13 protein-coding genes are annotated in these 12,483 nt (G+C 55.8%); 7 read left to right on the forward strand and 6 right to left on the reverse strand.

Annotated features, from left to right (window positions below; translation table 11 throughout):
• The 7 genes from CPAR_RS05425 (at window position 1) to CPAR_RS05455 (ending at window position 5,887) form a co-directional block, all read left to right on the forward strand.
• A complete protein-coding gene (locus tag CPAR_RS05425; RefSeq protein WP_012502308.1) occupies window positions 1–303 on the forward strand; it encodes an N-ATPase subunit AtpR in 303 nt (100 codons plus the stop codon).
• Window positions 294–974 (forward strand): F0F1 ATP synthase subunit A, encoded by a 681-nt coding sequence (locus CPAR_RS05430; protein WP_012502309.1) that lies wholly within the window; start codon window positions 294–296, stop codon window positions 972–974. The genes CPAR_RS05425 and CPAR_RS05430 overlap by 10 nt, the downstream gene beginning before the upstream one ends.
• A 17-nt stretch (window positions 975–991) precedes the next feature.
• Window positions 992–1,273 carry a F0F1 ATP synthase subunit C gene (locus tag CPAR_RS05435; RefSeq protein ID WP_012502310.1) on the forward strand — a complete coding sequence of 94 codons (282 nt, stop codon included), beginning with the start codon at window positions 992–994 and terminating at the stop codon, window positions 1,271–1,273.
• Entirely contained in the window at window positions 1,273–2,055 is a 783-nt protein-coding gene (locus CPAR_RS05440) for a F0F1 ATP synthase subunit B family protein (RefSeq protein ID WP_012502311.1), read from the forward strand. The genes CPAR_RS05435 and CPAR_RS05440 overlap by 1 nt, the downstream gene beginning before the upstream one ends.
• Entirely contained in the window at window positions 2,045–3,571 is a 1,527-nt protein-coding gene (locus CPAR_RS05445) for an alternate F1F0 ATPase, F1 subunit alpha (RefSeq protein WP_012502312.1), read from the forward strand. The genes CPAR_RS05440 and CPAR_RS05445 overlap by 11 nt, the downstream gene beginning before the upstream one ends.
• Complete coding sequence (locus CPAR_RS05450; RefSeq protein ID WP_012502313.1) at window positions 3,568–4,461, forward strand: F0F1 ATP synthase subunit gamma; 894 nt, start codon at window positions 3,568–3,570, stop codon at window positions 4,459–4,461. The genes CPAR_RS05445 and CPAR_RS05450 overlap by 4 nt, the downstream gene beginning before the upstream one ends.
• A gap of 142 nt (window positions 4,462–4,603) precedes the next feature.
• Window positions 4,604–5,887, forward strand: a complete 1,284-nt coding sequence (locus CPAR_RS05455) for a DEAD/DEAH box helicase (RefSeq protein WP_012502314.1) — start codon at window positions 4,604–4,606, stop codon at window positions 5,885–5,887.
• 102 nt (window positions 5,888–5,989) lie between these two features.
• Here the strand turns inward: CPAR_RS05455 and CPAR_RS05460 are convergent, their stop codons facing one another.
• The 6 genes from CPAR_RS05460 to soxA form a co-directional block, all read right to left on the reverse strand.
• Complete coding sequence (locus CPAR_RS05460) at window positions 5,990–6,286, reverse strand: hypothetical protein (RefSeq protein WP_156773380.1); 297 nt, start codon at window positions 6,284–6,286, stop codon at window positions 5,990–5,992.
• Between the two features lie 714 nt (window positions 6,287–7,000).
• Window positions 7,001–8,227, reverse strand: coding sequence for a type III sulfide quinone reductase, selenoprotein subtype (gene sqr, locus CPAR_RS05465; RefSeq protein ID WP_012502315.1), 1,227 nt, complete (start codon window positions 8,225–8,227; stop codon window positions 7,001–7,003).
• A 552-nt stretch (window positions 8,228–8,779) separates the two neighbouring features.
• Window positions 8,780–9,337 carry a TlpA family protein disulfide reductase gene (locus CPAR_RS05470; protein ID WP_012502316.1) on the reverse strand — a complete coding sequence of 186 codons (558 nt, stop codon included), beginning with the start codon at window positions 9,335–9,337 and terminating at the stop codon, window positions 8,780–8,782.
• 119 nt (window positions 9,338–9,456) lie between these two features.
• Window positions 9,457–11,214: a thiosulfohydrolase SoxB gene (gene soxB / locus CPAR_RS05475; protein ID WP_012502317.1), complete on the reverse strand. Its 1,758-nt coding sequence runs from the start codon at window positions 11,212–11,214 to the stop codon at window positions 9,457–9,459.
• An 86-nt stretch (window positions 11,215–11,300) separates the two neighbouring features.
• Window positions 11,301–11,606 carry a hypothetical protein gene (locus CPAR_RS05480; RefSeq protein ID WP_012502318.1) on the reverse strand — a complete coding sequence of 102 codons (306 nt, stop codon included), beginning with the start codon at window positions 11,604–11,606 and terminating at the stop codon, window positions 11,301–11,303.
• Between the two features lie 11 nt (window positions 11,607–11,617).
• A complete protein-coding gene (gene soxA / locus CPAR_RS05485) occupies window positions 11,618–12,478 on the reverse strand; it encodes a sulfur oxidation c-type cytochrome SoxA (protein ID WP_012502319.1) in 861 nt (286 codons plus the stop codon).
• Between the last annotated feature and the right edge of the window lie 5 nt (window positions 12,479–12,483).

Raw genomic sequence — 12,483 nt, forward strand, 5'->3', positions numbered from 1 at the left:
ATGACAACGAATCTTCTGGCAATACTCGGCGGCTTCGCGCTGGGATTGTTCTACTTCGGCGGACTCTGGCTGACGGTCAGGAAGGGACTCTTCTCGCCGCACCCGGCGCTGCTGTTCCTGACAAGCTCGCTGCTGCGCACGGCGGGCGTGATCGGCGGATTCCTCCTCATTTCGGCGGGCGATCCGGTGCGTCTGCTGCTGGCTGTCGGCGGATTCGTGGCGGCAAAAGTGACGAGCATCGTCCTCGGACGCCGCGACGGCGCGTCGGAACATCGCGGCAAAAAGGAGACACCATGCATCTGAGCAGCGACGAGGTCGTCCTCTGGCAGTCGGGTTTTCTGAAGCTCAACCTGACCATCGTCACCACCTGGGCGGTGATGCTGCTGCTCGCGGGCGGTTCGTGGCTCATCACGCGGCGGCTCTCGACCGGCATCACGATTTCGCGCTGGCAGAGCGTGCTGGAGATCATCGTTACGATGGCGCGTCGGCAGATCGGCGAGGTCGGCCTGCAAAAGCCTGAAAAGTACCTCCCCTTCATCGCAACGCTCTTCCTCTTCATCGCCACGGCGAACCTCTGCACGGTCATTCCCGGCTACGAACCGCCGACCGGTTCGCTCTCCACCACGGCGGCGCTCGCGCTCTCGGTCTTCATCGCGGTGCCGCTCTTCGGAATCGCGGAGAGCGGCCTCGTGGGCTACCTGAAAACCTACGCCGAACCGACGCCCATCATGCTCCCCTTCAACATCGTCGGCGAGCTGACCCGCACGATGGCGCTTGCCGTGCGTCTGTTCGGCAACATGATGAGTGGCGACATGATTCTCGTCATTCTGCTGACGATTTCACCGCTCGTCTTTCCGGTGCTGATGAACATCCTCGGCCTCTTGACCGGCATGGTGCAGGCCTACATTTTCAGCATCCTGGCCACGGTCTATATCGCCGCCGCAACCAGAACGCGCGAAAAATCAACAAGTTAACCAAACGAGAAACCATCATGGATACGCTCACCATCATCGCGATTGTCTCCATCGCCACCGCGGGACTGTCGATCGGCATCGGCGTCATTGGCCCGGCACTCGGCCAGGGACGGGCCGTTTCGTCCGCCCTCACGGCGCTCGCCCAGCAGCCTGACGCCGCCTCCACCATCACCCGCACGCTCTTTGTCGGACTGGCCATGATCGAATCGATCGCGATCTACTGCTTCGTGATTTCGATCATCCTGATCTTCGCCAATCCGTTTTGGAACCACGCAATTGCTCAAGTTGGAGGCCACTAATGCTGATCGACTGGTTCACGGTTGTAGCGCAGCTCGTCAATTTTCTGATCCTGATCTGGCTGCTGAAGCGCTTTCTCTACCAGCCGGTGCTGAAAGCGCTCGACGAGCGGGAAATAAAGATCGCCACCGAGCTTGAACACGCCGCGAGCGTCGAAGCCGAGGCCTCTCGCGAGAAGGCCGAGTGGCAGAAGAAGAACGACGAGTTTGCGCAGCAGCGCCAGCAGATGATGAAACAGGCAACGGACGAGGCCACGACCCGGCGCAGCGAGCTGCTCGACGAGGCGCGACAGGAATACGACGCGCTTCATTCGAGACTGCTCGAAACCCTGAAGCGCGAAGAAGCCGAGCGGCAGGAGGAGGCCGAACGGCGAGTAAGCGACGAAATCTTTTCGGTGGCCGGAAAGCTGCTGACCGAGCTCGCCGACGAGTCGCTCGAATCGCGGATTATCGACAAGTTCTGCCGCAAGCTCGAAGCGGGCGGCCCGGAGATTGCCGGACAACTCGAAGGACAAAACGGCGCAGCGAAGCAGGCCATCGTGCGCAGCACCTTCCCGCTCACGCCGGAGCAGCGTGAAAAGGTGAGCGGCACGATAACGACGTTGCTCGGCGTGGAGACTCCCCTTTCATTCGAGCAATCGGATAAAGCCGGATGCGGCATCGAGCTGTGCGTGGATGGCTTGTGCATTTCGTGGCACTTCCAGGCGGCGCTAGACGCGCTGAAGCGAGCCGCCGACGAGTACCGTGATCGTGAAACGGATAACGGAGCGGCGGATGCCAGATAAAAGCGGACATCCTCTGGACAAGGCACTCGACAGTGTCCGGCAGGCACGCGAAGGGTGGTCGGCTGATCTGGCGCTCGTCGAGGAGGGCGTCGTGCGGACAGTGCTGAACGGCATCGTCAAGGTTGACGGCCTGCCGGGCGTCGGCTACGAGGAGCTGGTGCGATTTCACGAAAACCTTTACGGCATCGCCTTCAACATCGATCCCGGCGAGGTGGGCGTGGTGCTGCTCGGCGACTACGCCCGACTCAGAACTGGCGACAGGGCGTGGCGCACGGGCCGCGTTACCGACGTGCCGGTCGGCGAGCAGCTCATCGGGCGCGTGATCGATCCGCTCGGCCAGCCGCTCGACGAACTCGGCCCAGTCAAAACCACCAAGCGGTGGCCGATCGAGCGCCCCGCCCCGCCCATCATGGATCGCGATCCGGTGACCGTGCCGCTGCAAACCGGCATCAAGGTGATCGACGCCATCGTGCCGGTCGGGCGGGGCCAGCGCGAGTTGATCCTCGGCGACCGGCAGACCGGCAAAACCTCTGTGGCGCTCTCGGCGATGATCAACCAGCGCCAGAACGAGGTGCTATGCATCTACTGCGCCATTGGTCAGAAAGCGGCTTCCGTCGCCAAGGCGGTCGCGGTCTTGCGCGACCACGGCGCAATGGAGCACACCATCGTGCTGGTCACCGAAGGCAACGACCCGCCCGGCCTGCAATACATCGCGCCGTACGCCGCCACCAGCATCGCCGAATATTTCATGCAGCAGGGGCGCGACGTGCTGATTGTTTACGACGATTTGACGAATCACGCCCGCGCCTACCGCGAGCTGTCGCTGCTGCTCAAGCGCCCGCCCGGACGCGAGGCTTTTCCGGGCGACATCTTCTACATCCACTCTCGGCTTCTGGAACGTGCCACGCACCTGCGCCGCGAACTCGGCGGCGGCTCCTTGACCGCTCTGCCGATCATCGAAACCGAGGCGCAGAACATCTCGGCCTACATCCCGACCAACCTGATCTCGATCACCGATGGCCAGCTCTATCTTTCGCCGACGCTTTTCGAGCTTGGCATTCTGCCCGCCGTTGACATCGGCAAATCGGTCTCGCGCGTTGGTGGCAAGGCGCAACTCGCGGCCTACCGCGCGGTCACCGGCAGCCTCAAGCTCGCCTACGCGCAGTTCGAGGAGCTGGAAAACTTCGCCCGTTTCGGCACGCGGCTGGACGAAGCGAGCCGCAACATCATCGAGCACGGCCAGCGCATCCGCGAGTGCTTCAAGCAGGACGAATTCGACGTCCTCTCGCTGCCCGAGCAGATGCTCATTCTGCTGGCGCTGACCGAAGGGAGCTTCGAGCGGATCGGGCTTGAGGCGATACGCGAGGCGATGGACAAGGTGCAGGCATCGGCATCGGAATTACCGGAGGAGCTGGTGGCGCGAATTCTCTCCGGCAAGGAGCTTGCCGACGACGACCGTCTTTTCATGCTCGAAATCGCGAACCGGGCGCTCGAACAGTTCGGAAAAAGCTCATGAGCGAATCGATTGAACTTCTGCGCAGCAAAATCGCGCACGCGGGCACACTCGGCTCGGTGGTTCGGACGATGAAAACGCTCGCCGCAGTCAACATCCGCCAGTACGAAGAGGCCGTCCGGGCACTCGGCGACTACTACCGCACCATCGAACTCGGTCTGTTCGGCAGCCTGCACCTCACCGAAAACGGCCACTCGGCATTCCGGCGCCAGCACAGCCGGAAGGTGCTCGTCATCGCCATCATTTTCGGCTCCGACCAGGGGCTGGTCGGCCAGTTCAACGACCTCATCGCCGACACGGTGAAGCAAGAAATCGCAACCATCTCCGGAGAGATTACCGTTATTCCGGTCGGCGAGCGCGTGCAGACGAGGCTCGAAGACGCAGGCGTCCACACCAGCACGCTCTTCGCTCTGCCGAACTCGGTCAACGCCATAACCCCGCTCGTCGGCGACCTGCTCACCGAGGTCGAGCGGCTGCGCGAAAAGGCACCGGCCATCGAACTCCGGCTCTTCTACAACAGCCCGGTCAGCGGCGAACAGTACCAGGCAGTCTCGATGCACCTCTTGCCGTTTGACGAAGAGTGGGAAAAGCAGGTTAAAAGCCATGTCAGAAAATGGCCGACCAGTTCGCCACCGGAAATACTGAACGGCGTGCGCACCGTGCAGTGGGCGCTGGTTCGGGAGTACCTCTTCGTCTCGCTCTTCCGTGCCTGCGCCGAATCGCTCGCTGCCGAAAACGCCAGCCGCCTTTCGGCCATGCAGCGAGCCGAAAAAAACATCGACGACATGCTCGAAGAGCTCGGCCAGCGCTACAACGAACGCCGTCAGGCGGAGATCGACGAAGAGCTGTTTGACGTCGTTTCCGGCTTTCAGTCGCTTGGCGAGAACAAATAACAGCAATGGGTTAACGCTCATTGAGCATGCGCACCGCCCCGATCTGAAAATATCCGGCAGGTTTTCCCGATAAACATGCTAAATTCTGCCCTTTGCGCACTATGAATACATTGCCCTGACTTTTTCACCCATCACATCTTCCATGCAGTTTTCCGCACTCGGCCTTATCGATCCGCTCCTCAAAGCTCTTGACGAAGAGGGCTACAGCTCCCCCACCCCCATTCAGGCCGAAGCGATTCCGCTACTGCTCGAAGGTCACGACCTGCTTGGCTGCGCCCAGACCGGCACCGGCAAAACCGCTGCGTTCGCACTTCCGATTCTGCAACTGCTGCATCAGGATCAGGAGCACGGACGCAAGCGCAAAATCCGGTGCCTGGTGCTGACGCCGACGCGAGAACTTGCCCTGCAGATCGGCGAGAGCTTCGAGGCTTACGGTCGCCATACCGGACTAAAAAGCACCGTGATCTTCGGCGGCGTGAACCAGAACCCGCAGACAAGAACGCTTGCAGGCGGCGTGGATATTCTGGTCGCCACGCCGGGCCGACTGCTCGACCTGATGGGACAGGAGCATCTGCACTTGCGCGACATCGAATATTTCGTGCTCGACGAGGCCGACCGGATGCTCGACATGGGCTTTATCCACGATGTAAAAAAAGTGCTTGCTGCACTGCCAAAGAAAAAGCAGTCGCTCTTCTTTTCGGCGACCATGCCCCCGGCCATCGTCAATCTGGCCGCATCGATTCTGCACCAGCCGAAAAAGGTGACCGTCACGCCGGTTTCATCGACTGCTGAAATCATCAACCAGCACATCCTGTTCGTTGACCGCGAGAACAAAAACAGCCTTCTCGAACATCTGCTGCAAAACCGCGACATCTCGTCAGTTCTTGCATTCACCCGCACCAAACACGGCGCCGACAAGGTCGCGAAATTCCTGACACGTAAAAACATCAAAGCCGAAGCTATCCACGGCAACAAATCGCAAAACGCCCGCCAGCGAGCGCTCGGCAACTTCAAAAGCGGCGAAACCCGTGTGCTGGTCGCCACCGACATCGCGGCCAGAGGCATCGACGTGGACGACCTCGAATACGTCATCAACATCGACCTGCCCAACGTAGCCGAAACCTACGTCCACCGCATCGGCCGCACAGGCCGGGCTGGCAACCGCGGCACGGCCTACTCCTTCTGCAACGCCGAAGAGAAAGAGTACCTGCGCGACATCGAAAAACTGATCGACAAATCGATTACGGTTATCGACAACCATCCGTATCCGATGATGAACTTCGAGGTGGAAGCGCCGAAGCCTATAGTATCGAAGAAAGGCAATGGAGGTCAGCAAAAACCGAAGGAGAAGGAGAAGAAAGCAAAGCAGGACTCAGCTACGAAAAGCTCAGGGCGCAAAAGAAGATACTTTGGGAAACGGGGCTGAACTGAAACGATTTCAGTATCACACAAAATCGGGCCCAAAAAGCAGATTAAGATAATAAGCGATGCCTTTTGTGGTCCGATTTTGTGTGAAAAGCCAGACGTTTTATTCTGGAGAATATACCTTTAACGTATAATCTCCATTGGAGAAACGAACAACTACTGTATCGCCACTTTTAGCATTTATTTCAAGATGCTTATCAGATTTTTCAGGCATGTTTACTTTGCATGAGATTTTATGGTCGTCCTCATCACACTTACCACCGACACCCCATTCAAATATATCGCTTTGTTCGCATTCAAGGTGATTTGAATGTTTGAAATGGCTTGGCAAATGCAATTCAAAAACCACTTCTTTTGACTTGCCATTATCTTCAATTTCATTGATTACTTTAATAGCCATGAGGTCCTCCAAAAATATTTTCGATTGAAAAGAGTAGAAATTCACTAATCATTAAGCTTTATCTAAAAAATTTTGATCCTCCTTTTTATTGTCGTTCTTGTGCCATAAAAGAGCTCATATACTTTCTATATAAAACACCAGATTCTTAATTTGATTTAAAACAAAAAAGCATAGAGACAACCAAAACTTTATAACTAATCTTATTTAAAAAAAATTAGCCGCCTTAAAGCGCTGCTTTTTGAGCGTTATCATAACAGCCATTATAACACAACTCATGCTGCTTAAAGGCTCTAAACGGTTTTGTTGATAAAGTTAGAAGGTGAGTGCAGAAAATAAAGACTCTACGATCTGCTTATTCAAAACTTTTTGCACCCAAAAATGAGAAAACAAACAATCTAACCCTACATTTCATGCCATAATTTTTTGGAAAAATAAATAATGCTTATAGATAGGAAAAAGCATATTGGACCCACAAAAAACACTACTTTTTCTTGAAAAGATGAATGTCACCTTGAACTTATAACAATGCGCTGCTTGAACTATACTTAGGGGTAGTTGATGTATGTGCAAGGTGTATATCTGTTTTCAACATACAAAAACAAGAACACAAAATCCAACATTTTTCCCTTAAAATGCCCACAATAAAAAAACCGGGAGCCTGCTTTGCAGCAAACTCCCGGCTGGAAGAATTCTTCGGATATGTGGATGTAGCTTTTATCCCACCTCTTTACCGGCCATAACGAGGGTCGGCGGTGCACCGAGGTGCTTACCGGCAAGCAGAACGTTCCAGTAGAGCGCCTCGAAGCCGAGTTTGCCGTACCAGTTCATCTTGGTCTCTTTGAGGAGGGTGAATGGGCCGAGCTTCGGCATCGGGAATTTGCCCGGCAGCGGCTCGATTTTGTAGTTGAAGTCGATCAGCGACGAAGAGCCTTTTGAATAGACGATGAAGCAGGTCGAGTGGCCGTCGAAAATCTCTTCCGGCTTCGCGCCGTAAATTTCCGCCATGATGTTGAACACCACGACGTCCGCCTCATAGTGCGCAACCGAACCGGCTTTGGAGGTCGGCACGTTGGTGGCATCGCCAATCACATACACCCCATCGTGCTTCAGCGCCTTCAGAGTATTGTGGTGCGTCGGCACAAAGCCAAGGCCATCGTCCATTTTCGAGTTGGTGATAACCGGGTCGCCGCTGGTTGTCGGTACGGTAACAAGCAGATCGTAATTGACCTTGTCGCCCTGCACTGACTCAATAAACTTCTCCTTACCATCCACACGGTTCAGTTCAAAACCGGGAGTGATCTTGATATTCTTTTGTTTTGCAGCCTCAGTAAAGACAGCCGTAGCTTTCGGTTTGGTGAACGCACCCGGCAGAGGCGTCACAAGCTCGATCTCGGTTTTATTCCTGATGCCCTTGCTTTTGGTGTACCAGTCTGCCAGAAAAACAAACTCGATCGGCGCAACCGGGCATTTGATCGGCATTTCGGCGATATTCATCACAATCTTGCCGCCTTGGAACTCATTGAGCTTCTGGCGGAGCATGTCAGCCATTTCGAGGTAGTAGAAGGTGAAAACATTCTTACCCCACGCATCCATCATACCGTCGTTTTCCTCGGGGTTAATACGGCAACCGGTGCTGATGACGAGAAAGTCGTAGTCGAACTGGTGATTGCGGGTCTTGACCTGCTTTTTGTCGGGATCGATATGGGTGATTTCATCGATCACGAAATTGATACCCGCGGTGATGTACTTTTTCCTCGACTTGGTCAAGGTGCTGGATTTCTGGATGCCGAACGGGACGAACAGCAGTCCAGGCTGATAAACGTGGTTGTCATCGCGATCGATAACGGTAATTTCCCAATCTGCCGGCAGATGGCGCCTCAGATTGTTCGACACGATCGTACCGGCGGTACCCGCCCCCAAAACGACGATTTTTTTTGACATACTCCAGCCTCCAGCGCTGTTCAGTTGTTGTTGAAATAGAAAATTCAATAAAGCGAAGCCGTAAACAATTGTTACGACCCAGGCACGCACAAACACCAATCCGCGACGTTCGCTGTGTCGCCAGACTCAACTATATAACCATATCGTTGAACAATTAGATAAATATATTAAACCATAAGCATAATTACAAGCAACGAATCAGCTATAAAGCCTTGTAAGGCAAGATTTTTTCAGAGAAAGCCTGAAAAGTTCCGTGAGAATCGCAGTTTTCATCAATTTTCAGATCAGGCTCCCCTGCCACCATCTGCTTTTCAGGCTTTGAAGCTCCGATCGGATGTGAATGAGAAGATGGAAAAATGCGATGGAAGCACAACTAAAAGGCGAAACTGAAGGATCGGTAAGCAGAAGACTTAAAGGCCGTTATGATGATCCGGAATTGAAACCTTGTCGGGCTGAACAAACGGCTGAAAACAAACAAGCCACCAGAAGTTGCTCAGGCTCCTGATGGCTTGGCTATGAAAAAATGCTCCGAGGAAAATCCCCCGGGTGAAATCACTTTGCGGGCTTCGTGCTGATTGCTTTGAGAATCAGAGATTCGAAATCCTCTTTGGTCAAGCCACCGGTGACCGCATTCAGCAACCGCCCGTCACGGCCCACCACAAAGGAGACCGGAATTGCCCGGATTCTGCCGTCCGTAAGGTACTGGCCGAAGGTGGCTTCGAGCTCCGGATTGGTCATGCCGACAGGATATTCAACCCCCATTTCCCAAAGAAAATCGGGCAGTGTCGATGCGCGATCCCTGAAAGCGATGCCGATAAAGGTAAAGCCCTGTTTGGCATACTTCTTCTGCAGCTCGACCATGCCCGGCAATTCACGCCTGCATGGCGGGCACCACGAAGCGAAAAAGTTGACGATATACGGCTTGCCGGCAAGCTGGGCGCTGGTCACTTCGCGTCCGTCGAGCGTCTTCATCCTGAATGCCGGAGCGTGCTCCGCTATTGCTGGAAAGCTGTCCTGAAAAACCGCTGCAACGGCCGGAACTGGTGCCGCCATGCCGCTGATGCAGAAAGCCAGAAAAGCTGCGCCGAAAAGTTTTCGTACGGAGTTCATGAAGCTCGAATTGGTTGAACGGTTTCTGAAATTCCTCAAAGAAAAGATACAAAGAAAGGGCGCCGTAATCCTACGAACGCCCCCTCTGCTGTTTCGCCGATACCGATGTTTTGCCGGTGTCAGGCTACATCGATGCCCGGATTGCTGCCGATGTTTTTCAGCTCCGGCGTGTGGAGCTTGTTGATCTCCACAACCTTTTTGTCTTTCAGGTACGCGGCCACGGTGTCCCACACCGGTTCGCCTGGCGATTTGGAACCGACGGTCGCCCAGCCGGCAACCCGATACTTTTTGGACGCCTCGACGGGCTGGCCGTTTTCAAGCCGCATGTTGTCGATGCGCTTGCCCATCGTTGCCGTCGGGTCGATCCGGTAGTTCAGGCCGCCGGTGCGCACCATGTCGCCTCCCTGCTGGTAGAAGGGGTCGAGGTTGAAGAGGTTGTCGGCCACGTCTTCGAGAATATCCTTGATCTGCTGGCCGGTCATGTCGCGCGCATAGGTTTCGGGATAGGTCATGCAGGTCTGGTCGAGCACGTGCTCCATCGTAATGGTCTGGCCCGGCAGCACCGTGGTGCCCCACCGGAAACCGGGCGAGAGCGAAATCTGGGCCTCGTTCCGCTCGCGCAGGGCGTCGCAGATGATCTGGTCGAACGGGCCGTCGAAGTTGCCGCGGCGATAGAGCAGCGAGCCGGCCATGGCGAGAGGCTCCTGAAGCTTGTCGAGATACGGAGCCCTGATTTTATCGATGAGGGCCTGCATTCCGGAATGCGCCGGGAGTTCGTTGGAGAAGACGGGTAGCAGCTTGTACTGGAACTCCTTGACACCGCCATCGCCGAGCTTGAGGTCGATAACGCCGAGGAACTTGCCGTTCGATCCGGCGTTGGTCACCAGCGTGCGCCCTTTGGCGTTTTTCACCACGAAGGGCTGCGGTACGCCGTCGTGCGTGTGACCGCCGAAAATCACATCGATGCCACTGACCACCTCGGCAAGCTTGACGTCAACGTCCATGCCGTTGTGAGAAATGAGCACCACCGCATCGGGCTTCTCTTTGGCTCGAATCTGATCGACCAGCGCCTGCATGTCGCTCGCATTGATGCCGAACGTCCAGTCAGGAATGAAGCGTGATGGATTGGCGATCGGCGTGTAAGGGAAGGCCTGACCGACAACGGCAACGCGATGTTTGCCCAACGTCTTCATCACATAAGGCCGGAAAGTATGACCGGTGTTTTCGTCATAGGCCTGCGCGCCCTCGAACATTGCAACCTCTTTGGTCTTGATATTCTGCGCCACAAAGTCACCCTTGAAGGCTGCCAGGTTCTTGCGAACCTCCTCTTCGAGATAGGTGAACTCCCAGTGGCCGGTCATGACATCAACCCCGAGCAGGTTGCAGGCTTCCACCATGTCCATGCCGCGGTTCCAGAACGCCGTTCCCGAACCCTGCCAGGTGTCGCCGCCATCGAGCAGGAGTGTCTTGTCGGCTCCATAACCGGAGCGCATCTTGTCCACAAGCGTTTTCAGATGCGCAAAACCACCGACCTTTCCGAACCGCTGCGCCGCCTCGGCGTAATTGATCGCAGTGTAGGCATGAGCGAGCTGCGAGCCGGGCGCGATGCCATAATATTTCAAAAACGCCTCGGTCACCAGATGCGGAGGACGCCCGAAAGCCTGCCCGAGCCCGAGGTTCATACTCGGCTCACGGTAGTAGATCGGCATGAGCTGGGCATGGGTGTCGGTGATGTGCATCAGGCGGATGTCACCGAAATTGCCAAAGTCATACAGGTCTGAAGAGCCGGATTGGGCCATGGACATGCCAGGCAGAAAAAGACCTGCGGCACCGGCAAATCCGAGAATGCGTAAAAACTCGCGACGGGATAGGTTCATGAATCGATGGCGGTTTTGGTTACAGTAAACGAATAAAATAGAATCAACAGAACGGTGCCGACCTCAAACCGGCACCGTAACTATGTTCAGTGTTCAGGAATCATCATCTCCCAGTTCTTCTCCATAAACTGAGCCTGGGCAACGGCCTGTTGGCTTTCATTCAGGGCGCGAGATGCCAGCTCGTCGGCCTTCGCCTGCTGACCCTGCTCGCACGCCTCTTTGGCTGAGGCGATCAATGAAGCCGTATCACGCCATTCATTCCGCAGCGCGGCGGCCTCCTTTCTTGCCGCCTCGGCCTGGTCGATCAGCGTTGACGAGCAGCCTCCGGCAAGCAGCATCGAGCCGGAAGGCATGAGCACCAGCAGGCTCAAAAGCGATAACACTTTTTTCATCATTCCTCCTTTTACTTGCGTGATGCAGGGCCGTTATACTCCAGGCCGTTTGACATGGCCGTCTGGAAAAACTCCAGATCGCGATACTCTTCGCTCTGCGCCGGGAAAGGCTTTGCGCCGATGTTCTTGTTGCAGCCGGCATAGCGTCTGTGCAGCGTGCCGATTTCGCCCCACTTGGAGCGGAACACCGGGAAGTGGGTGGTCTGACCGAGCGCCGGGCTGACGATTTCCGCCCTCAGATGGCGACCGGCATACTCCATATGGCAGCCCGAGCACGACATGTTGAGCTGACCGCGCTTGGCATAGAAAAACTTCTTGCCCTTCATGTAGGCATCGTAAGCCGCCTTGCTCTTGACCTTCACATCGACCTTCTGACCGCGGCTGATGTAGGCCATATAGGCTGAAACCTTTGCCAGATCACCTTTTTGCCAGGGCCAGGCTTTTTCGCCATTCTTAACGCGGCACTCGTTGATGGCCATTTCAAGCGTCACCACCTCGCCGCGCTTCTCGTCGAAATAGGGGTACTGACCGCGCACGGCTCCCCCGTTCGGGAAGCAGCTGGCCAGCGACTTGCCATTGGCGAAGGGCTTGTTGAACAGCGCCTTGCCCGCCTCGACATCCAGCTCGTAGGGCGGAAACTCTTCCATCTCCTGCCACTGCGTGCGGGCATCCTCGTCGAGCGCATAGACGCCGTTGGCGAAGTCGGCAAGTTTCACCTCCGGAAACTCTTTCTGGAAATAGCTCTGGAAGGCCTGGGTATCGGCATCGACCAGCTTCTGATAGTCCGTTGCATGGGCCGGTCGGGCGACCATGACCGCCGACACCATGAGCGCGGCCGGCATCAGCCGCCTCAGGATCTTGTTGTTCATCATCAATG

The sequence above is a fragment of the Chlorobaculum parvum NCIB 8327 genome (assembly GCF_000020505.1).
GTDB lineage: Bacteria > Bacteroidota > Chlorobiia > Chlorobiales > Chlorobiaceae > Chlorobaculum > Chlorobaculum parvum_A.